The sequence below is a fragment of the Mucilaginibacter endophyticus genome, assembly GCF_003351025.1.
Classification (GTDB): Bacteria; Bacteroidota; Bacteroidia; order Sphingobacteriales; family Sphingobacteriaceae; genus Mucilaginibacter; species Mucilaginibacter endophyticus.
In genome coordinates, this window is record NZ_QPCG01000001.1 from 1114990 (window position 1) to 1138818 (window position 23829).

General features: G+C 43.4%; 14 protein-coding genes. 1 reads left to right on the top strand and 13 read right to left on the bottom strand.

Going from position 1 to position 23829, the window contains the following annotated elements; translation table 11 throughout:
* Positions 1-56 precede the first annotated feature (56 nt).
* Complete coding sequence (locus DUL71_RS04570) at positions 57-371, top strand: DMT family transporter (protein ID WP_114936938.1); 315 nt, start codon at positions 57-59, stop codon at positions 369-371.
* Here DUL71_RS04570 and DUL71_RS04575 read toward each other — a convergent pair.
* The 13 genes from DUL71_RS04575 to DUL71_RS04635 form a co-directional block, all read right to left on the bottom strand.
* Positions 354-968, bottom strand: a complete 615-nt coding sequence (locus DUL71_RS04575; protein ID WP_114936939.1) for a Crp/Fnr family transcriptional regulator — start codon at positions 966-968, stop codon at positions 354-356. The two genes, DUL71_RS04570 and DUL71_RS04575, sit on opposite strands and share 18 nt — an antisense overlap.
* Positions 969-1247: 279 nt before the next feature.
* On the bottom strand, positions 1248-4724 hold the full coding sequence (locus DUL71_RS04580) for an ABC transporter permease (protein WP_114936940.1): 3477 nt from the start codon (positions 4722-4724) through the stop codon (positions 1248-1250).
* A gap of 152 nt (positions 4725-4876) precedes the next feature.
* Positions 4877-5689 (bottom strand): PKD domain-containing protein, encoded by an 813-nt coding sequence (locus tag DUL71_RS04585; protein ID WP_161964371.1) that lies wholly within the window; start codon positions 5687-5689, stop codon positions 4877-4879.
* A 35-nt stretch (positions 5690-5724) separates the two neighbouring features.
* The gene (locus DUL71_RS04590) at positions 5725-7161 is read right to left on the bottom strand and encodes a PA14 domain-containing protein (protein WP_114936942.1); all 1437 of its coding nucleotides are present in this window, start codon (positions 7159-7161) and stop codon (positions 5725-5727) included.
* Positions 7162-7190: 29 nt separating this feature from the next.
* The gene (locus DUL71_RS04595; protein WP_114936943.1) at positions 7191-8891 is read right to left on the bottom strand and encodes an alkaline phosphatase family protein; all 1701 of its coding nucleotides are present in this window, start codon (positions 8889-8891) and stop codon (positions 7191-7193) included.
* A 30-nt stretch (positions 8892-8921) separates the two neighbouring features.
* Positions 8922-10532, bottom strand: a complete 1611-nt coding sequence (locus DUL71_RS04600) for a DUF5008 domain-containing protein (protein ID WP_114936944.1) — start codon at positions 10530-10532, stop codon at positions 8922-8924.
* A 41-nt stretch (positions 10533-10573) separates the two neighbouring features.
* The gene (locus DUL71_RS04605; RefSeq protein ID WP_161964372.1) at positions 10574-11296 is read right to left on the bottom strand and encodes a class I SAM-dependent methyltransferase; all 723 of its coding nucleotides are present in this window, start codon (positions 11294-11296) and stop codon (positions 10574-10576) included.
* Positions 11297-11325: 29 nt separating this feature from the next.
* Positions 11326-12849: a RagB/SusD family nutrient uptake outer membrane protein gene (locus DUL71_RS04610; RefSeq protein WP_114936946.1), complete on the bottom strand. Its 1524-nt coding sequence runs from the start codon at positions 12847-12849 to the stop codon at positions 11326-11328.
* Between the two features lie 11 nt (positions 12850-12860).
* Positions 12861-16007: a SusC/RagA family TonB-linked outer membrane protein gene (locus tag DUL71_RS04615; RefSeq protein ID WP_114936947.1), complete on the bottom strand. Its 3147-nt coding sequence runs from the start codon at positions 16005-16007 to the stop codon at positions 12861-12863.
* Between the two features lie 20 nt (positions 16008-16027).
* The gene (locus DUL71_RS04620; protein ID WP_244228700.1) at positions 16028-17116 is read right to left on the bottom strand and encodes a DUF5007 domain-containing protein; all 1089 of its coding nucleotides are present in this window, start codon (positions 17114-17116) and stop codon (positions 16028-16030) included.
* A 45-nt stretch (positions 17117-17161) separates the two neighbouring features.
* Positions 17162-18271, bottom strand: coding sequence for a discoidin domain-containing protein (locus DUL71_RS04625; protein WP_114936948.1), 1110 nt, complete (start codon positions 18269-18271; stop codon positions 17162-17164).
* An 11-nt stretch (positions 18272-18282) separates the two neighbouring features.
* The gene (locus DUL71_RS04630; protein ID WP_114937475.1) at positions 18283-19791 is read right to left on the bottom strand and encodes a RagB/SusD family nutrient uptake outer membrane protein; all 1509 of its coding nucleotides are present in this window, start codon (positions 19789-19791) and stop codon (positions 18283-18285) included.
* Between the two features lie 34 nt (positions 19792-19825).
* Positions 19826-22834, bottom strand: a complete 3009-nt coding sequence (locus DUL71_RS04635; protein WP_114936949.1) for a SusC/RagA family TonB-linked outer membrane protein — start codon at positions 22832-22834, stop codon at positions 19826-19828.
* Between the last annotated feature and the right edge of the window lie 995 nt (positions 22835-23829).

Here is a 23829-nt window from a genome sequence, read left to right on the forward strand (position 1 = left end):
TAACATCGGATAAATTTTTGTGTGATATTACCGGTTAGTTTTGCCGAAAAAATATCATGAACTGGATTTGTTTAATTTTTGCCGGCCTTTTGGAAATAGGGTTCACCACCTGTTTGAAATTATCCGATAACTTCTCCAACCTGAAGTGGACATTAGGTTTTGTTGTTTGCATTATTTTTAGTTTTGTGCTGATAAATAAAGCCACGCAAACCATTCCGCTGGGAACTGCTTACGCTGTGTGGACTGGGATAGGTGCCGCCGGAACTGTTATTGTTGGTGCTTTCTTCTTTAGTGAGCCTTTATCGTTTATCCGAATGTTTTTCATCACTACACTTATCGCTTCTGTAATAGGATTAAAGGCCTTTGCCTGATCCTGCACTTTTCAGTTGAGCTTTTTTTAAACGTCTCTTATCCTTTGCCCTGATCCGGCTCAGGGAAACCTGGGTCATGCCAAGGTATGATGCAATGTGTTTGAGCTTTACACGCTGCAAAATATCCGGATGCGATTTTGTAAATTCCTCGTACCGGTCGAGCGTGCTTTTGAATTGCCTTGAGATCATCTGTTTTTCAGTTTCCACAAACGAGACATCGGCAAGCTTCCGCCCCCAATTGGCCAGGTGGATATCCGTACTGTATAGTGCTTCCAGGTCGTTTTTATGGAGCTGGAACAATTCGCAATCTTCTAACAGCTCAATGCTTTCATAACCTGCAATATCCATTACATAGCTTTGAATAGACAGGAGGATTTTCCCCTCGTCAAAAAAAGCAAAGGTTACCTCATTTTGATCACCCTCAATAAAAGCCCTTGAAATGCCTTTTGCAATAAAATAAATACGGTTATTGATCTTATTTGCTTTAAAGAGCAGGTGCCCTTTGGGGAATGCAACCTGCTTTACGATGTCTTCTAACTTCAAAAATGACTCTTCAGGTATCGCTTTGATAGTAAATACAATTTCGCGGAAGTTCATGTTGTTTTGTTTGTTATTAGCTAAAATAACAACTGAGTTTATTGTGCTATCTTTTTTGCTTTATTAATTTTAAGGTTTATGCCGGCCTTGCGACCATGTAAACCATGTTTGTAAAATAATTGGAAAGATAGAATGTTGTTTCAATTTTTGGGTCATGAATATTTTATCGTTGTTTGAGTGCTATAATAGGGTTTCGAATAATTTGAGCTACGAAAAACGATCTGTCAATAAAACTTTTCCCATCTGTTTAGTTATCTGCCCGAGTCCATTGCTGATATTTTATTCGCTTCGTAAGCTTTTTACAGGATTAGCCAACGCCGCCCGTACGGATTGAAAACTAATGGTTATGAAGGCGATGATCAGCGCCATGATTCCGGCCGCGGCAAATATCCACCAGGTCATTTCGGTATGGAAGGCGAAATCAGCCAACCATTGATGCATTGCCCACGCTGCTATCGGGATTGCTATTATTACCGCAATAAAAACCAGCAGTATAAAATCTTTCGACAGTTCGAGTACAATTTGCTGTACATTGGCTCCGAGGATCTTGCGCACGCCGATTTCTTTAACACGCTGGGTAATGGTAAATGCAGACAAGCCGAATAGGCCCAAGCAAGCAATAAATATAGCCACGCAGGAGAATATGGTGAATAAGCTACCCTGCTGCTGTTCGCTCCGGTATAGCTGCCCTAATTTATCATCCAGAAAAGTAAAGTCAAAAGGAGTTTCGGGCAGATATTTATGCCAGGTTGTTTGCAGGTAGTTCACTGTGTTTTGAATATTAGTGCCGTTTATCTTTACCGATAGCACATGATAGCCGTTACCAGGCGGCAACCGGAACAAAAGCGGTGTTATTGCCTGGTGCAGCGACTCAAAGTGGAAATCTTTAACAATGCCTATGATTTTTCCATTAACATTCCCATAAATCATGTTTTTACCAATGGCATTTTCGGCAGTTTTTAAGCCCAGTGAGCGTACCGCCGACTCGTTAATAATAAAGTTGTTGGTATCGGTAGAAAAGGCTGTCGAAAAGTTGCGTCCGGAAGCCATTTTCATACCGTATGTAGGTATAAAACCATAGTCGGTGCTGATACATTTCAGGTCGGCATTAATGGGTTTCATTACACCATCAACCAAAACCGCTCCGCCCTGAAAGTCGAGCAGACGTCCCGATGGGATGCGCGATGAGCGGCCAACCTCTTTTATAGCCGGTTCTTTAAGTAATTCGGTCTTAAAAACATCGTATTGGGCATGCAAGTCTCCGGTGTAACCCAAAGTTAAAACTGCATCCTTGTTGAAACCCAGATCGGTGTTTTGAATGTATTGCAGCTGACGGTACACCACCGTAGTAGCCACAATGAGGATAATGGAAATTGAAAACTGCAAAACAACGAGCACCTTCCGGAACGATACCCCGCCCGAACCTGTTTTTACAATGCCTTTCAAAACCTTCACCGGTAAAAAGGACGACATAAAAATGGCCGGGTAGATCCCGCTGATGAGCCCAACTATAAAAGGCAGGGACAAAACAGGGAATAAAATATGCCATTGCAAAAGGCTGTTAAAGGCAAGACTGATGTTTGACAACCGGTTAATCATAGGTAGTAGCAACGCCGTAGCCGCTACGGCCAGCGCAAGTGCAAACCAGGTGATCAATACCGATTCGCTTAAAAATTGGCCAATGATCTCTTTTCGCCTTGCGCCGATAACCTTCCGGATACCAATTTCTTTTGCCCGCAATGCCGAACGCGCGGTGGACAGGTTCATGTAGTTAATGCAGGCAATGATTAAGATAAACAACGCTATTGCCGAAAAGATATATACCCGTTTGATATCACTGTTTTCTTCAAACTCGTCGTCCATGTGCGAGTGCAGGTGTATGTCGATAAGTTTTTGAAAAGTAAGTTTAGTGCCATCGTGTGTTTTTGTATTTCCGGCTGTGCCTCCAAGGTGCACGTAGCGATCCAGAAAATCGGGTAACTGACTTTCAATTTTGTCGGTATTATAATCTTTTGGAAAAAGCAGGTAGGTAAAAAAGGCATTGCCCCCAAAATCATTCGCAAGGGCTTCCGTACCATAAATTGCGGGATCTTTTAAGGTACTAAATGACATCAGCAGGTCGGGGTGCATGTGCGAGTTGGCGGGAAAAGCCTTAACTACACCGGTAACTTTAAATTCGTGTTTAATTTTACCCAAGAAAACGTTATCCAGAAACAGGCTTTTGCCAATCGGGTCGGCATTGCCGAAATACTTCCTGGCCATGGCCTCGCTCAGCATGATGCTGTAAGGTTCTTTCAATGCGTCACTCTGTGAGCCTTCAACCACAGGTATGGTAAAAAAGTCGAAGAAGTTCTCTTCTGCAAATACGCTGTTCTGTTCGTTAAAGAGCTTATCCTTGTAATGAAAGGACGTGGTGCGAATGGGCAGCACACGTGTGAATTTTTTGATATCAGGAAATGCATGCTGCAACAAAGGACCAAACGGTGGGGCAATTGAGCTTAAGTGCAAGCTTTCCACATTTTTACTGGAATAAAAAGTACGCGTCACCCTGCGGATATCTTTCGCGTTGGTATTAAATTTATCGTAGCTGGTTTCGTTTATGATGTAGCTTAAAATGAGCAGGCAACAAGTTAAGCCAACTGTAAGGCCGAATATGTTAATAAAAGAGATAAACGGCTGTCTTTTTACATTCCGAAACGCGATGGTTAGATAGTTTTTAATCATGTTCAAATGATTTTCAAGGTTAATAATTGAGTTCGGGGGATTTTCCGAACGCAATATTACCTGCCCCGTCTGCGACTGAAGTCCCAACTTATCAATTGGCACCTTTTTCTTAAGGCCGTTCTTGTATTCTAAAGGTGTTTTTCCGGTTATTTCCCGGAAAACACGATTAAAGGTTGTTTTGGAATTAAAGCCTGATTCGTAAGCTATTCCCAATAAGGTGAGATTGTCATGAGCCGGATCCTGCATTCTTCGTGTGATTTCACGAACCCGGAATTCATTGATAAAATCGCTGAAGTTTTTTTTCAACCCAAGGTTAATAATCCTGGAAAGGTCATGCGGATGCATTGCCAATTTTACGGCAAGTGTAGCCAGTGTCAGTTCGGCATCTTCGTAAAAGCGGCCTGCTGCCACAGCTTCCTTTAGCCTTCGCCCTTTTTCACGGGCATCTAAAGCCTCACTGTCTGGCATAGTTAGCCGGATATCACTATCAGGGTTCATTATCCTTTCCGCGGCCAACACAATGAGTGTAAAGGCTATTGCAAAACTGAAGACATTATTAACAAGCGATAGCAGACAGAGTAATCCGAGCAATAGCAACGTGTGATTTAACCGCCGGAAAGCAAAACGGGGCCTGTCCATCAATACCGGGCGCAGCTTATCGTAAAAATCCTGTATCAACCGGCGCGACAGATACAGATAAATGATGACCGAAATGAAAACCGGCCAGGATGGTATCCAGTATCCTATAAGCAGGGGGCAAAAATGGAGTACGTTTTTCCGGTGAAAATGTTGGGTGGGGCATGTGAGTTGCCGCACGTAAAAATATAATAAAGGTCCCAACGCCGACAGAAAAAGCGGCGTAAGCCCGGCGGCCTTTAGTACCATCACAACTAAAGCCAGGCTTAAAAACAGGTTTGCTGCTTTCGCCGGCCTTTTTGCGAACCCTAAAAGCAGCGCAAGCGTTATCCCGGTGAATAGTATTCCAAGGGAGGCCAGGTCATACAGGCGGATATGAAAAAAATAGGGGTTCAAATGCCTTAATCTCGTCAATCATTGTTCCAATCTATTAATTGATTTATTATCAATTAAATGCGATGTGATTGAGGGGGGGTATATGTAACAAAAGCGAACATGGTGGTGTTCGCTTTCGATTTGCATATAACGCAGTTAATAAAAAGCAGCCCTTAGGGCTGCTTTTTATTAACTGTCCATTCCGCCATCTGGAAATCACGGCTGCCATTATTGGTTTTAATGGTTATCCTGTAAAATTTATAAGCTACATTATTGTTAAAGTGATATATGATCCGCTGAAAGCGATTGGCAAAAACTTCGTTGTTTTTGCTGTGCAGGTTTATCCAGCGTATACCATCCTCCGAGCCCTGCAGGATCCACCCTTTAGGGTCACGATCGGGAGAGTCATTTGCCGATGTCATGGTATAGGCTCCTGCAACAACAGGGGTTTTAAGCTCATATTTCATCACCAGATCGCCGGAGAAGCCCGATTGGAAAAACTTGGTATTCGGGTCGCCGTCAACCACTTTTAACGAGCCCTCGTTTGAATTTGGGCCGCCACCATTATCGCGCGATACGGTAAATGTGCCACCTATGGTAGCAAAATAATTTTCACCAACCTTGGTACGGTCAAAATTAGGGTCGGCAACATTCAGTATTATTTCCCGGGCAGCCGAGTATCCCTGTGAGTTTCTGGCCGTTAATGTTACGTGATATAAGCCGTCAAAAGCATACCTGTGCTTAGGCGCTTTCTCTGCCGATGTGCTGTCGTCGCCAAACTGCCACAGGATATCTTTGTAATTAACGGCCGTGCTGGTGAACTGATAACTTAAAAAGTCAACACTATCTGTACGTACGGCTGTAAAACCCACAATAGGTTTGGGCTCATCAGGTTCAGGTTGTGGCGCAGGCTTATCTTTTTTACATCCGGCAAACAACAGGGCTGCTGTTGAAAATACCGATATGATATGCAATATTTTTTTCATGTCCTTAATTTTCATTGATCAATTAGCATAAAGGCTTAAGGGGCTGGGAATAATTGGCTTTGAGGCACTATCCTTCTGCCATTGATGCCGGCCGATGGTACTTCAAAAGTCAAACGGGCACGCTGGCCACCCACGTTTTCACGATGATCGGCTTCTATTTTATAGCGTTTACCGCGTTCTAAGAATATTTTGGCAGTGCGGCTGTCTTTATCCCATTCGGTAGTGAAATCATTAATAATGGGTTTGCCGTCGATATATAGCCTTGATCCGTCGTCCCATTCATTTTGCCAGAACACGTATTCACCCCGAACGGGCGCAAGAAATTCGCCGGTCCACCTGGTTGAGAAATTATCATGACTGATACTTGGTATTGCAGCTTGCCAAACCCCGTCGTTAGGCCAATCAATAGTGGGTTCTATTTGTACAAGATCAGGCTTTCTGCCATCAAAATCAAGCTGTTGATTATTCGAAAAGTATTCCGCCTTTAAACCTGTACCGTTGCCTGTGATGTATGAATTATTGTCGAGATTAACCTCTGGCTGAACCAAAACAATCATTTTGCTGTTTGTTGGATGCAGGATGTGTTTTGACGGATTAACCAAACTCACCACAAAGCCAAAACGTTTATTAGCGGCTATGTTGGCATCAAAAACAGGCCATCCTATTGATAAGCGTATCACCGCCGTGCTGGCGTTAGAGTTTACCCTGATCAATGTATCAATGTTATACTGATCGGGCTTGAGCGCGATAGTGTTATCAGGCAGCACTTTTTTACTTACCAGATCGGCAATGGTATCCATATTCAGTTTCACATTAACATTAAATGCACCTGCCGGCACGCCTGCCAGGTTTATAGTTAACGGAATGGTGATACCTGCCGGCGATGTGGTATAGTTTTTTTGATAATCAACATTCAAGATACCTCCGCCGTTTAAAAGCGAAACGTAATGAATATCGCTTTCTTTAATAAGTGTTTTGGTATCAAGCACTACGAGGATATTTGATTGTGATCCTTTAATCTGGTTGCCCTTGCCCGGATCGGTAAGCTTAAATGCAAAAGCGACATTTTTACCATAATTGGCTTCAATGGCCGATAACCTGACACTGGCAACCGAGGATGCGGTATCTGCCCCGAATGCTACATTGATCACGCCGTCGTAATCAATTGCACCGGCAGGTAGCATTACCGTATTTTTAAGCGTACCGTTGGCTATCAGTTTGGAAACGGTATCATTATTAAACGTTATACCTACCTGGAACGCCTTAGTTGCGGGGCCCGATAAGGATATTTTAAATGGTACTTTAACTATTTCGTTACCGGCAACTATACCATTGGCGTCGGTTCCAGCGCCGGAAACATTCCTGTCGGTGTTTTGAATTGCTTTAAGCTCATCAAGATTATTTTGCCTGCAGGCTCCCGCTATCAGAACAATTAATCCGATAAACAAAACATATCTGTATTTTTTCATCATCAAATAATTTAGTTTGTAATGGTTAACTTTTACTGATCAAGCCAAACGCGGCCATCAAGCCCCCAGGCCTGCCTATTAGGTATCCTGAACCAGTTGATTATTTGTGCAGGGATATCTGCCGTTTGCGGAACAAACTGGGCAAGCGCCCCTGCCGGCGGCGGGCATATCAGATCATTAAAATCTTCCCATTGATAATTGCCTTTTAATTGAAAGTCGCGGGCCTGCGGACCTATATCCCTGATCTTGTCACCCTGGCCATCCGTACCCGGCCAATAGGCCGCCAGAAAAGTATAATAGGGGTGGCCTTCGCTGATGGATGTTTCGCAGGCATAATTTCCGATCACGGCATCGGGCACGTCAATCTTGAAAAACCTGATATCAGTTATATACACGTCGGGGGTACCATGCCCCTGGCCGTTTAAATACCCCAATTTTAACGGGCTGTGGTTGCTAAAACTTCCCGACTCGGTTACGTCCAGTTCATTATTGAAAACCCCGTCGGTATAGGTCCTGATATATCGCCTGCCTGCACGTATTTCGCACTTAACAGATAGGTTTTGCCATCTGCCTTTTTGCAGATCGGCGCCACGACATTGATGGTAATCACCATCCTTGGTACCACGATATTCAAAATACCAGTAAGCATCTTCCAGGTAAATTACCCAGCCAACGCCCGGGTGGCCTGATGACCATTCCTGCCTTTTGCCCAAGATACTTGGCCAGAAGAATTTATCCTCATTCTTTTTAACTTTCAGCTCAATAGTGAATTTGGTAGTGTCATCAAGGTTAAAAATATCGGCCGTATCAATTTCGGCCCGGATCCCGGTGTCCCTTAAACGCACTGTTCGCCCCAGATACCTGTTGCCGGTAAACGGTTTACCTATTATCCTTTGTTTATATTTAGGATTGTAATAAATGGTAAACGTGTTAACAGCCGTGTTGCTGAAAACAGTATTGTCGTCCTGGTTAGCCGGAATAGCAAACTTTCCGCCGCCGCTTGATGCAATTACTACCAACCAATCTTCATTGGCGTAATTTTTCCTTTTTTTCAGGGCATCAATCATCTCACCTACATAGCCATCAAACTTTTCAATAGAGGCTTTATACTGCGATGATGAGTTGTCAAATCCATATTTGGCGCCGGCTTCTTTGATATCATTAAAATGGCCAAGTATTAATTGCGCTGTATCGGTATTCAGGCTATTAACTACGGCAGTTTTGATTTGCTCGTCGGTGTCAAATTGCTGGCTTATGGCAGCACCCTGGGTTAACTTGTTTTTAAAAATAACCGAAGAAGAAAAGGAAACAATTTTGGCATTCGGCTTTTCTTCCTTTATCCTTTCAAAAAACACAGGATAAGTTGCCAGGTTGTTTCCGGCAAAATCATCTGATAGGATCTTGTGTTTTTCTTTCTTTACACCGGTTAGCATATTGGCCCAATTGCTTACATCCCGTGTCGAATCCGGATCGCTCAATGCTACCCAGCTATAAATGGAATAGGGGAGTAGTGCTTTAATATTGGGAACATTGGCGCTGTTTACCGATGAGCCCCTTGCCCCGTCAACAATCAGGTACAACACCTTGCGTTCGCCGGACGTTGCTTTGGCTGTATCTGTATAGTTTTTATCGGGGAGGGTACGTACAAAATCCTTGTTGCATGATATGGTTGCAACAGCCAATGCACAAATAATTGAAAAAATGATTCCTTTATATTTTTTCCTGTTCTGCATTTCCTTATAGATTATAGGTTCTCATAAAATTTATTCGATGGTTACACGTATGATATTGTTAACCGGGGTATTATCAAAGCGATATATGCTACCGATTAGCAATAACGCCCGTTTACCATCAGTGGATTTTGTTTCAATGATATCAGACAAGCTACCTGAGAATGGGCCGGTAGTGTTATAATTTCCGGCAAGTTCACCTTTGGTATTCAACACCATAAAGCCATTACGGGTAACATTGTTATATTTTTTAAAGCTGCCGCTAACCACTATCAATCCATCGTTGAGCTGGCGGGCAAAACCGGGGTAACCTCCTTCAAATGTTTTAGCCACAAAGCTTTGGTCAAGAGATCCATCTAGGTTAACCAGCGCCATGCTGATGGCCGGTTTGCCATCGTATGTTCTGAATATGCCTGTTATCAGGTATTTTTTGGTTACAGGATTGTATGTTAGCGATGAGATACTATTATCTGTACCGGCTCCGGTTTTAAATGAGTCGTCGATGTTTCCATTTGCATTTAAGCGAACCAAGCGTCCTGCGGGTGCTTGATCAAACGTGGTAAAGCTTCCAAATAACACCAGTTTTTCCAGCTGATCGGCGTCGGTATGCATGTAGGAGTCAACCGGGCCATTTGCCGAAGGCAGACCTTTATTTGTTGCTATATTAAACCGATAGGTTTTGTCCAGCGAACCATCCAGGTTAAAGCGAGCAATTTGGCGTATCTCCGTACTATCAAGGATCACCGTATCGCGAGTGAAATCATGATTATGCTCGGTATAAACCCGGTTTACATAGTATCTGAAGCTGCCGGTTGCCAGTATTTTGTTTTGATGCTTATATATCTTAGATATGTACTCATTGGTACCGCCGTTAAACTTTGGAAAGTATTTGGTTGTATCTGTCTGCGACGGACGCCTGTAGGTTTTTACGCCGATAGTATCAATGCTACCATCAACATTTAAAGTGGTAATATTGCTGATGTTTTCTGTACGCTGGTTGTAGCCGCTAAAGCCCCCTGCGATAACATATTTTCCGCCAAGTTCTATCACCCTTGATAATGATCCGTTTGCTGCTTTACCAGTCCGGAAAGTACGATCAAACTCACCATCAGCTGATGTTCTTACAATGCGGTTAAGAGGGGTGATAATACCTTTATTATCGTAATTGGTAAACCAACCCAATACCAGGTTCCTGCCGTCAGCAAGAGGATATACCTGGTTTACAGTGCCGTTTGCGCCGGCTGTGGCCCTGAAAGAAGGATCAATATTAATTAATCCGGATACCTTAAATAGTGGCCCCAGTACTAACTGATCATCAATAGCAATTGATGTAATACCGGTACTGCCAAACGGGGGCACCTTTACTTTAATGGTTGATTCTGTTACTTCGGTAACCTGACCGGGTTCGCCGTTAAACATGAACTTTATTTTGTCTTTGTAGGGGACCAGGCCTGTAGCTTTGAATGTTACCTCTGTCCCCACCGTTCCAACTGCCGGCGCAGGTACAGCGTCGGGGCTGAGGGTAACACCCAATGGTGGTTTTCCGTCCCCATATGGGTCGGAATAAACTGTTTTATCCTTTTTGCAAGCCGCTATGGTGAGTGCCAGCAGGACAAACATCATGATATGGTTAAATCTTCTCATATTCAATTTATTATCATTGAAAGAATGTCGTTAATAATGTTTTACTCAGAATGATGAAGGCCTGCGAAGTATATTTCCTCATAAAAGTCATCCTGGTTAAATCCGAAGTAAGCCGCATTATACTGCAGGGTATGCACTATCCCATTTGTGGGTTTGATATCAGATGAGGAGACATTATTTCGAAAAACCGCGTTTTGAGCGTTGTTGATGTCGTATATATAACTGATAACCAACGTGCGCGGGCCAATGTATTTGATGTTATTGGCGTCGCCGTATAGTACACCAATGTTCTCCACATCACCACTGTAAGAATAATAAAGGGCTCCCGGGTACTGATTTTGCAGGTTAAAATCTATTTGCGGATAATCTTTAAGGTGGTTAATACCTTTGAACATATACCGTTGCAGGTATTTTCTCCATATGGCCGAGTCGATATCCGATAGCTTTTTCACGGTATCACGACCGGAATAAAACAAAAAATAGTTTAAAGAGCCGCCGGTTTTGTTATTACCTATGGTTCTTTTGATCACGTCATCATCCGGTGCAAAAAAGGTAAAATCACTTTTGCGGAATGTTTCTTCCATGCCGGCCAGTTTTACGATCTGGGCGATGGTATCAAACGGTACCGCTTTATCTTGCAGATATTGAAGCATATCGGCAGGATAATTGGCCTGGGCTTTACCGCCATCTTTATAATACTCATCGCGTTTGCAGCCGGTGAGCACCAATAAAAACCCGGCAAAAACAATAATTATATTTTTCATATTTCTTATCATTACTTTTTAGGAATAGGTTAATTACCGCCGTTTACCCAATACATGTTTAATGACATGAATGGGTTATTTGCAAGCGCGTTACTGTTGATTGGCCAGGTCCAGGCGCCACGGTTAAATTTGTCCAGCGTCAATACGTTGTATGACCACTCACTGCTCATGATCCTCCGGGTACGCACCAGGTCAAAATAATGGTGCCCTTCGCCCATCAGTTCGCGCGATCTTTCCAGGAAAATGAAATCCTTAAGGTCTTGCCCGCCGCTTCCGGCATAGCGCGATGCCTCGGCCCTGTCCCTTACTTTATTCAGCATAGCGATGGCCTGATCATCCTGACCCAGTTCGGCCAGTGCTTCTGCACATAGCAGTATTTCACCGGCATACCTGAATATCATGAACGTGTTATCTGGATTGGCATCCTCTTCGCCGGTTGCAAAGGCATTCTGAGCAAATTTGAGCATCATGAATTTTCCGTTGTCGGCATATATATCGGAGTTAAACCATATAGTAGCACGCTTATCAGAAGAACCCGGATATAGTTTTTGCATATACTCCCCCCTGAAATAGGCAAAGCTGATACGGTGTGTATACTCAGGCCTTTTATATGGATAGTGCAGAAACATATCACCGATCGGCGCAACATTGGTATTCTGATCGCCGTAGTTAATACTGCGGTAAAATTCAAAAAGGCTTTCGTCCGATCGTCCTTTTATAACAGTAGCCCACTCAGTTATCGGCAGTAGCCTGTAAGCATTGCTCTTAACAAGCTCCTGTCCCAGATCTGCGGTTTCCTGGTAGTATTTGTTTGCATTGGGTTTATCAAAACCGGCATTCCACATGTTCATGTTCATGATGAGCGCGATGACGCTGCCCCTGCTGGCCCTTACACCTTTTAAGGCCGGATCGGCATAAGTCCAGGGTAAACCGTCCTTATAGTTTTTAAGATCGGCGATACATTTATTTAAGACAGATACCATGTTTTCGCGAGGTAAAGCTGTTGAATGGAAAGCGTCGGTATAATAAGGCACATCGCCATAAAGCCTCACCATATAGAAGTATGCAAGCCCGCGTATAAAAGCGGCTTCACCTTCAAACTGCTTCTTCTCGGTATCACTTACGCCGGGTATACCTGTTTCCAGTTTTGAAATAAGGATATTGGCACTTTGTATTACCTGGTAATAGCCTGTCCAGTCGGTAATAAGACCGAAATTGTAGAAATTCCAGGGCGGGTTTCCGTTGATGAGGCCGAGCAGGTCGTTCCTGCCCAGTACCTCTACAAATGCGCGTGCCGGGCCAAAGTCAGACTGAGGTTCATACAAAACCTCTCCCGATCGATATTCGCCCGTTGCACCAATAAAATGTGTTTCGTTGATCTTGCCAAAAAAAGTTCTTGACATATCATAAATATTGGCCACAACGTCATCTTTCGATTGGTAAAAGTTATTCCCTGTTAGTTTATCAATGGGCTGTACATTCAGAAACTTTTTACAGGATGGTAAACACAAGCTTGCTGCCGCTGCTAAAATGTATATAACACTTTTTTTCATGATCTTGAGTTTTATTTACTTGTATTGAGTTCAATATTTAAACCTAAGTTGTAAGTACGCGGTACCGGGTATCCGCTTGATATATCGCGGCCCAGGGAGGTTACGTTTTCGGGGTTGGGACCATTATATCCTGAAAATGTGATCAGGTTGTTGGTTGAGAAATAAACCCTTACGTTGTTAAAACCAAAGCGCCGTACAAATTTCCGGTCAAACATGTAGGATAGCGTAACCGTGTTGATCTTGAGGTATGATCCTTCTTCCTGCCACAAGCTTTGATCGGAGCGAAGCGGCCTTATCTGGTTAAACCTTGAAAACGAATAGGGGTTAGGATACTTGGCATGGTCACCCGGTTTTCGCCAAATGTCCATGTCATCCAATGGAACCGCGGCCAGTAGGGCATAAGGATCCTTCATGATCGACAACCTGTCTGACAGCGCGTTATTCAATATTGTTCTCTTGGCTGTATAACTGGCATAAATATTTAACCCGAAATTCTTGTAGTTGATATTTGTAGATACACCACCCGTAATTAAAGGTTGTGAGTTGCCGGTTATTTCATAATCCCGGTCGTCAAGAATATAGTCGCCGTTCACGTCTTTAAAAATCGGGTCACCGCCTTTGAAGGCAAGCCCATTGGTTTGATATTTTTTACCCGTTACCGGATCTACAGGGACATTGGCATCTGTTGGATAAACGCCCTGGTTAACCAGCAGATAGTTTGACAAGGTGTTTTTACCTACCCTGAACACAATGTGCTGGTAGTTGTTATAATCAAACTTGATGTATTGCCCGTTGTATTCGGCAGGTAACCTCAGTAGGTAGTCACGATTAATTGCGCCATTAAATGATACCGTCCAGTTAAAATCCTTAGCGGTTAGCGGTCTTACGGTTACCATCAGCTCATACCCATAATCGGCAATGGATACATCATTGCTTGATTTTTTCTGAAAGCCTGTACTGTTAGGTAAAAACCTGTCAAACAATAAATTATCAACCTTTTTATAATAAGTATCAAAACTCAGGTCAACCTTACCTTGCAAAATAGTCATGTCAAACCCAAGGTTATATTGCGTTGTTGTAGTTGGCTTTAGCGCAGGATTAGGTACAAACTCATAATTAATGCCGATAGTTGGATTATTATTGAAATTGCCATTCAGGTTGTACAAGCCATAGATACTTTGCAAGCTGCCGGTTGGTACGATATTCTGGCCCCAGGTTAACCTTAAACCACCCGATGTAAGCCAATCCCAGTTTTTAAACCAGTTCTCCTTGTAGTAATTCCACCTTAAACCGGCTGCAGGGTTTTTGGAATACGGATTCTCCAGGCCGTTTGAGGATGTACCATCCAAGCGGTAAGACAGCTCCAGTACGTACTTCTTTTTATAATCGTAGTTAAAGGAACCTGCAAACGACGCGATAGTGGCATTTTTGAAGTTTGATAACACGCCACCGCCTCTTGAATTATAAGAGTCGGACCCTACCGGCCCTTGTAACTGATCATTAGGGATACGGCTTTGTCGGATTATACCGCTTTGACCGCCTTGCTTATATATCTCATTAAATGTATTAATGAATATGGTATGATCGGCGTTGAATGTTTTAGCGTAAGTAAGCGCGTTACGGTTATATAATGTAAAGTTGCGTCCCTCATAATCATACATCTGTGCAAACTGGGCATTTGCAGCTGCCGGTGTAAACGTTGATTCCGCATCCGATGTATAATCGTAACTGATGCTTGAAGATAGCGCCAGCCCCCGGATAAACTCGTAACGGCCATCAATATTGGTACGGATGTTTCTTGTACTGTTGCTGTTTTGAGTTTGCAGGGCCGATGTTACACCATCGGGCGAAAGATAAAAGGACGGAGGCGGCAGCAGGGTAGAAGCCTGGCCATTTTGTGCCACGCCCTGTTGCAGCAAGCCCACACCGTTACCCTTGGCCTGACTTCCTAATGAGCCGAATAATGAGCCGAAGAACCTGAATTTATCATTAGGTTTAAACTCCATGTTCATATTCAGGTTGTACCTGTCGAAACCTGTGTTTTTGATAACCCCTTTTTCCGAATAGTAACCCATGTTCACTTTATAGTTAAAGCGATCGTTGCCACCATCTAAGGCTACGTTGTGGCTCTGGTTGTGTGTTGTGCCGTAAAAAATGGACTGCCAGTTTGTTGAGTTATTCCAGTAGGCGTTCAAACTATCGGCCAGGAAGCCGGTTTGTCCTAATTTTCTAAGTTCATCAATAACGGTTGCGTTTGATAATATTTGCTGGATTTTTGCCCGGCGTTCGGCATTACCTCCAATTGTTGCACGTAACTGTGGTGTAGCGTTAACAAAGAAGTTACCGGTATAACGCACCCGCGGTACTTTGGAGTTTCCGCGTTTGGTGGTAATGATGATTACACCATAAGCACCTCTTGACCCGTACATGGAGGTGGCCTGGGCATCCTTCATAATCTGTATGCTCTGGATATCCTCTACCGGTATTAATGATAAAGGACTTACACCCGGCCCCTGCGTTTGAAAACCAAACTCAGCCGCCTTATCCGCATCCAACGGGACCCCGTCAATAATATACAGCGGAGATGTAGGTTGCAGGAATGATTCGCTGCCGCTGCCGGATACACTCAGGGTTGATAAACCACGTACCTGGACCGAGCCTCTGAAACCTGGTGCACCGGTATTATTTTGAATATTTAAGCCGGCTACCTTACCTTGCAGCAAGCTTTCAACGTTTGATGTTGGTACGTCCTGGATATCTTTGGCTGTTATAGTAACAGAGGCACCCGGGGTTGATTCTTTATTCCTGTTCTGGTAGGCTACAATGATTACCTCATTCAGCCCCTTCTTATCCTCGGTTAACGTTACAGTTATATTTTTTTGTCCGGGTTCAAGCTTTACTTTTTCCGTAACAAAACCAACAAAGGTGAAAGTAAGTGTGCTGTTAGCTGGTACGCTAATGGTAAACTTTCCTTTATAATCGGTTTGCGTTAAGCCTTTACTGCCCATATAAATATTTACGCCGGGCAAAATTTTATTGGTTGCCTTTTCAACCACCGTACCGGTAACCGTTATATTTTGTGCCTGTGCATCAACCTCTGTGCAGCAGAAGATTGTGCAAACAACAAGCACTATATAAAATAGTATGTGTTTTCTCATCGTGATAAGTTTTAAATCGGTTATTCGTCTTTAAACTTTGGATTGTCCTTCAAAAAATGGAACACTACCTCCCAGTCGCCTTTTTTGTATATGGCGAAATCTATCCCGAAACTTGCCACTGTGCGGCCGCCGCCAAAACCAATTCGCGAGTATTTGAATTCGGCATGGTCCCTGGTTCCGCCGGGGGCATAAGCGGTTGATACCTCCACTAAAGGGATAGGATAGGCAACATCGTATTGTACATAAGTGGCAGTTTTTTGCATGTTAAAGCCATGTACTATTTTGTCCCAGGCTGTCTCGTTAAGCAAAGCCGGGTTCATCTCTACCGAATCCTTGTTCAAAAACTTAAACCTTAACGAGTTTCCGGTACCGCCGGTAAACGGGCGGATATAAACCACCACATCTTTTTTATCGTCATTACTCTGCAGCGGAATGTCGGTGGCATCACCTATTACCCCGTTCAAAAATGGCCTGATGTAGTTGCGGCTCGCAGGGTTATAAGGCGTTTTAGGGTGAGGTGCCGGCCCGCCCGAATAAATGTTAAAGTCGTCAGAAGGCTCATAAGGGCGTTCGCGGAATGGTCGTACCTGCAGGTCACGAATTATGGTGCTGCCGCCTGTATTGGTTATTTTTATATCGAAATAACGCGTGTCCTGCGGGAAATTGGTACTGTCAGACGGTCTCGGCTTGATCAGGTCATTGCTGGAAGAAGCCCACATGATGAATTCGCCAGATGAGCGCACTTCAAATAAGGGATGATCTTCCAGCTTACGTTTTGCCTCTATCTCGGCCAGGCTCTTTTCAAGCCCGTTGTAGGGTGCTGTCCATACGTAGGTCGGTCTTTTCTGAAAAAGATCGGTTACCGGCCTGCCATCACCAAAACGCGCGTTGATGATCTCAAACTTTAGTGGCTGGGTTGAATTGTCGCCATTAAACCCGCCCATTAAAGTGGTTCGGCCTAAAATCGGTTCAAAAACTTTATTGCTGTAGTTTAGATTCGAACTCAGATAATCTTTTTCATCTGGAATGCCATACATCTTTTTGCAACTACTGAGCGCGACCGCAGCAAACAGCAGAGCTACAGATCCCATTTTTATGAATGTTTGCATCTCTTTTCGTTTTTTAAATGCATTGATATTTTGATGTTCCATACCTTACTTTACTTTATTGATGGTCCACTCGGCCAGTTGGAAAAGGCCGCCGTCGCGCAGCTCAGAAATATCTACCCTGTAGAATTTATAAGCTGTGGTATTGGGGCATCTGAAAACTTTGGTCTGGTATCGTTCTTCAAAGAAGAAGTTGCTCCGTCTATCTAACTCTGTCCAGGTTTTGCCGTCATTTGAGCCTTCGTAGGTCCAGGCCCTTGGATCACGCTCAGGTGCGTCATTAGCAGATGTAAGGGTGTAAACTCCTGATACGGCGGGTTCATTTAGCTCAAATTGCATCCACAGGCGTCCCTGAAGGTCGGCCAGGAACTTGGTATGGTCGTCGCCGTCAATTACCTTTTTAGAGCCTTCGCCATTGTCCGGGCCGCCGTTATTGTCCCTTAAAACGGTAAGCTTACCACCTATCAGGGTCATGAGATTGGGCGGTGGTGGAACAAAGGTTAGGCGCGATACAAATTCATCAAAACCAAAAATGTGATCGGGGCTTAGCACATGAACAATACCGTTTTTGGTGCTGATATTATTAGAACCTGTTGTAGTGGTTGCCCAGTTTCTGATAAACTTGCTGCGTTTAGTATTACTAAATTCAATAACATCGGGGCCACCGCCTGTAAGTCCGGAAGCCGAGATCTTGGAAACCTTGCCATGCATAGGGTATCCGAAACGTACACTGGAAAGGTCAAGCCCGTCCTGCAGCAGCAGGGAATCAGTAGTACGTTTACCCCTGATAATGTAGTACGAAACCATGGTGTCCAACTGCACGCCATCAACCTTTGCCAAAAACAAAGGGTCTTTGTCGCTTTGCCTCCTCAGTGTATTCAGGTTTCTGATTGCCAGTTGAAAGCTTGGGTTGGTAACCGCAAAAAGGGTGACGTTACTATCCATAAGCGTTTGTTGCAGACCCATCCGGTTTATTACCGCCAGTAATGAATCATATACACCGGGCTTGCTTTTCAAATACTCATAAGTATTCCCCGCAAATTTTGAGTTGGTGCCTGTAGCGTCATGATAACCGCCATCCTTTTTGCAGGCGCTTTGCAACAGGGCTGCAATTAACACCGGCGTTAAGGCACTCATATATTTTATCAACTTTTTCATATATGGTCAGTTTATTTCCAAAATGGGTTTTGAGTTAGCAGGTTATTTTGTGCGATGAGCTTGCGTGATACAGGCCAGTAAATCCCCCCTGAATTGATGAGTTTGAGGAATGCCGGGTTGTTTTGCTTGATCTTATTATAGCGTACCAGATCATACCAGCGGTGGCCCTCGCCCATAAGCTCGCGGTGCCGCTCTTTGAATATCACATCGATAATATCCTGGTTGCTGTCTATCGTAAGATCTGTCATCCCCCGGCGGGTCATGATATTAAACACTTCATTTACTGCGCCGTTCACATCTCCTAAAACAGCCAGCGCTTCGGCCCGGAGTAATACGACATCTTCTATCCTTGTAAAAATCAAGGCGCTGGTGAAGTACCGGAAGGTAGGATCAGAAACGCCGCCCAGTATTACTTTCACTTTGCTGAAAATCGGGTACTTGCCATTGATATTGGTGAAATATCTTTCGGTACGGGGCTGGCCAAGCGTATCTATGCTAAAGCGTTCGTCTTTAGGCATATCAAATATTTTAAGGATGGTATCCTTAGGCATATAGATGTCCGGCACTTTTTTATTCACCACGGGTTCGGCCAGGGTTAACTCCTCCAGGTGACCGGTCACAGATCCGTCAACATGTCCCCAATCAGAGTTAAAGCCAAACATCTGGCTGGTGTTCTTATTAAAAAAGAACCCGTTTGATTTGGTCAAATCTTCTGTGCTTTGAAAATTGATACCGCTTTTGCTGTAATTATCTTCAACAAACTTGGCGTAGGTAGCAACATCGGTATAGTTGCCCTGCCATGCCGCTAAATGGGCCAGCACCGCGTATGCCGAGTTTTTGGTAGCTAAAGCTCCGCCCCAGCGGGTAGCATCTTCATTATAATAATTGCCGGGCTGCTGTACATCGTTATTGCTGTATACAAACGGCAGATCGGCAGCTGCTTTAAGCATTTCCTGCTGTGCCCATACTAATATTTTGCTGCCGCTTTCGCGGGCCTGATTTTCAAATTTACCATCGTGCGATGCCGTGATGAATGGCACATCTCCCCAGATCCTTACCATATAGAAATAGGTAAAGGCCCTTAAAAAACGAACCTGGGCAACATCAACTATCAAATAATTTTCTGTATAGCGCTTGTCGGCTGCTTTTACGTCGCCAATACGTTCAAGGAAAATGTTTGCAGCGTTAATGATGGCGTAAAACCTTGTCCAGTCCGACAAAGCATCAACAGTTGGGTATGACGCGTTGAGCTGGTTGCTTGAAATGGCCTTCAGGTCCTGGCGGTTGGGACTAATAAATTCGCCGGTGCGTACATCGCCGTAAAGCCAGTGGCCGTCGTTATCAGACAGGGCGGCACGGGTAAGCGCATACACACCTAATAAGCCCGCGCGGGCGTCTTCAAGCTTATTCCACATGTTTTTTTCGCCCACAACCCTCGTTGAATCAATATCCAGTGTTTTATTACAGCTTGTTATTGCCGCAGTAAACAGGATCAGGACGATACATAATGTCTTTTTCATTTTTACAACATGATTTTTGTGATCGTTTTTCATATCATAATTCCATTTTTACACCCAGCGTGTATGTTCTTGGTATAGGCAGGCCATAGCCTGTATCATACCCGTCATAGTTCACCAATTCTGGATCCTGGCCTGTGTAAGGTGTTATGGTGAACACATTATTGGCAGTGGCATACACGTAGAACCGGGTTAACTTGATTTTCTTTAAGCGCATGGCTTTGGTGAGGTCATACCCGATAGAAACCGTTCTTAACTTCAGGAATGAAGCATTTTCAAGAAACAGGTCCTGATCTACACGGTAGGGGATAACCGTGCTCCATGGGTTATACAGTGGGTATTTGCTATAGTCGCCGCGTTTTTCCCAAAAGGTGATCTCTTTAACTGAGTTTACATCGCTGTTGCCTTCGCGGTTAATGAAATCAAACCGGTTGGCCATTTCCTGGTGTATAAGGTCGCGCCCGAGGTTGAAATACAGGTTGATATTTAAATTCCAGTTGCCGTATCTGAAATTGTTATCGTATCCGCCTGATATTTTTGGTAACGAATGCCCCTTTAATACTTTATCATTATTATCAATTACATTGTCGCCATTGATATCCCGCCATTTTGGATCTCCGGCATGCATGGCAATACCATTATACTTGAGTGGCTGCCCATTTACAACAGGTATTTCGCTTTCAGATTTATAAATGCCGTCGTTTATCAGCAACCAATACTGATCAACCGGGCTGCCAACCTTTAAAAGCTTGTTATCAATGGTGATTTGGTTTAAGCCTCTTGGCAAAGCTTTCAGCTTATTGATATTATGATTCAGGTTTAAGGAAGATGACCAGCCAAATTTTGTATTTTGGATAATATTGGCAGATACAGATACATCAACACCGCTGTTATTTACAGCCATACCGCTCTCGATAGACTGTTTGTAACCATACTCGGCAAAGGCTGGGATACCTATCAGTAAATTCTTTTCCTGTTTCAAGTACCAATCAACCGAAAGGTGTAAACGGTTATTAAGGAAGCCCGCATCGGTACCTATATTAAGCTGATTGGAGTAAGACCATGGAATACCATAGCCAATCCAACCGGTAGAGTAGGGCCTGGTAAGCACACCGAAAGCGTTATATCCAGGCACGGTTAGGTTACCGGTATAGCCTACAGAAGCGGTATATTGAGGCCCTTGCGCATAGTTATCAAACGCGTTAAGCCGGCCCAACCTGCCTGCGCTTGCACGTAAAATAAGATCGTTGATGATAGTGTTGTTGGCTAATAACTCTTTCTTAATATTCCAGGCTGCAGATACCACAGGCGAATAGAACCATCGGCTGGTAGGCTGAGCGTTTGATGAGCCATCGGCACGCACTGTTGCAGAAAGGAAATATTTTTGTTTGAACGAATAATCGGTTTTTGCATAAAACGAAACCAGATTATGCTTGATCTTATCCAGAAAGCGGAAGGTTAACTCGCGCGGAAATGCTGTAGGATTAAGATAATTAGGATTGTCGGACCCGTCAGGGTTTTTCGGGTTTGAATCCAGTAGGTCTATTTTGATATAGTCATTTACCCCTTTGTATGCGTAGGCGTTGCTATACTTGTAAATATCCCATTGCGTTGATTGCCCCAGCTCAAAATGGAAGTCGTTTACCTTATTTATTGTCAGATCATAGGTTGCCCTGTTGTCTGCCATTATTCTTTGGCTAAAACCAAAGTAATTGGAAGCGTAACTATTGCCCTGTAAAAGGGTACGAGCATAAAATACGTCACGATAGCCTTCGTTATAATCCACATTAAAAGTGGTCACGAATTTAAATTTCCCAAGATCAATGCCTATTTTGGCATAACCGTCAACAATATTTGTCTTGTTGTTATCGAAGCCTTTTTTGTATTGTGCCAGATAATCGGCATAATATTCTTTGTTGGGTGGCAACGGAGCACTGAGATCCGGGAAATAATTGATCTGGGCAAATCTGTCGCGAAGATATCTGTTTCGTTGACGATCAAGCCGGTTGGCATTTACCATGGTTGAAAAAAGCAGCCATTTGAGCGGCTTCATATTGATGTTGAACATGGCGCTATAACGGTTTAGCACTGTTCCATCAGCAATGCCGTTATTTTTCAGATCCCCCAGCGAGAAGCGGAAGTTAGCACGATCTGTACCCCCGGAGATGCCAAAGTTTATGCCGTAAACTACCGCGTTACGATAGTAAAGATCGCTCCAGTCAGATTTTCCGCTATAAACATTGTTTAATGAATCGCTCAGGTAGATAGGGTAGTTTTCATCATCTGAGTACCTGCCATTGGTGGTATAAAGGTCATAAAAGCGCTGCCGGAAAGCGTTTTCATACTTGCCGTTTATGGTAGTTACATGCGGGCGCTGCGCTAAGCCTATATACGAATCAAAGGTGATGCTTTTAGCAGCCACCGGGGTTTTAGAGGTTAACACGATAACGCCATTAACCGCACGGGGCCCATAAATTGCTGTAGCCGACAGATCTTTTAATACCTCGACCGAGGCGATATTATTCATATCGATAGCAGCAAACGGGTTGGTGGCAGTACCCATCCTGTTGTAGTCATACAGTTGTATGTCAAATGCAAAAGGGTGTTCTGTTACCAGTGGAATACCATCCAGCACAACCAGTGGCTGCGATTGGTAAACATCCCTCGGCGAAAGAAGCGGCATAGGCACACCCCTTATAAACATATATTGAACGCTGCCGGGTTCGCCCGAAGGTTCCTGCACATAAAGCCCCGCAAATTGCCCTTTTAACAGTTGTTGAAGGGAAACAGCCGGGAATTTGGATAGGTCATAGGGCTTTTTGGTAACACTATCTGCAAACTTATTATATAAGGTATGCCTGATAATAATATTTATACTATCTTTTAATAATGAGTCTTTTGCCGTTGTATCCCGACGGACATAAGTCTTACCATAAAAAGGACGTTTTACTTTGCTTTTTTTACCCTCATTCCCCTTAGCTAAGCCCGTAAGTGCATTCGTGGTAATTGCTGCGAAAACCACAAAGCACAGCCATAAGTATCGCATAATGAATGGATCTTTTAGTTTGTGAAATAAAATTTTGATTTAACGGCCATGTGTTGCTATGCCTGCAAAAGAGTTATGCAGATAACATGCGCCCTTACATTAAGTAGCGTGTAATTCTTTTTCCATAGTGTTGATTTTCAAGTGAAAAGAACAAGAAGTCAGGAGTAGTCTGCAGGAATACTCTCGACAGCGGCGCATAGTTATGCCCCCTCAGGTTTGCCATCAAAAAGGCAATGCCTAAGCGTTCTTTTCACTTTTGGTGATTAGGTTAATTAATAAAAGTCTTTGATGCCTAAAATCTCGGCAAGAGATTTTTGCCTTGTCAGATGATTGGTTTCTGAAGGACGAGGTACAGGTAAATCAGGTTTTTCATGTCAGTGATATTGGTTAATATATTTGTTACGTAAATCTCGAAAAAAGCAGGTCAGGTGGCTTAAACGATTAAGTGGTAAACGTATTTTTATAACTGGTTTTAACAAATATAATTAACAAAAACGTTTTACCAAGAGATATTGATGAAATATTAAATTTTTGCTATTTTAAGCAATAACAATCGATCTCAATTGAAAAAATGTTAACAAAATTGGCGAAATGTTTGTCTTTTTTGATATTTTATCATTGAAAAGAGCCTGCTAAATTCTAACGAAACGCTAAAAAATGTTCTTGGCGCATTAAAAATCTGTCATAAAATGTAAGAATTACATTTTTAGTTAAAACATTGTAATTCGCGCTTTAAATTCTTGTTGGTAATGAAGCTGATATCTTTTAGTATAACGAATGTTGAGCAGGCCTATTCACTACAGTTATTTGGAAGATGCAGGTTAAGCGAAAATGCTGGTTTAAAAAACTATAGCATTGCGAGGAAGGAAAATAGGGATCTGTAAAGGCGAGATGACGTCAGGTGTGGGGGGACTGTCATCCTGAGTGATTTAAATCCGTAGGCCTGTGAAGGAGAAATGACAGAAGGAGGGTTGTCAGTCTGAGCCTGTCGAAGA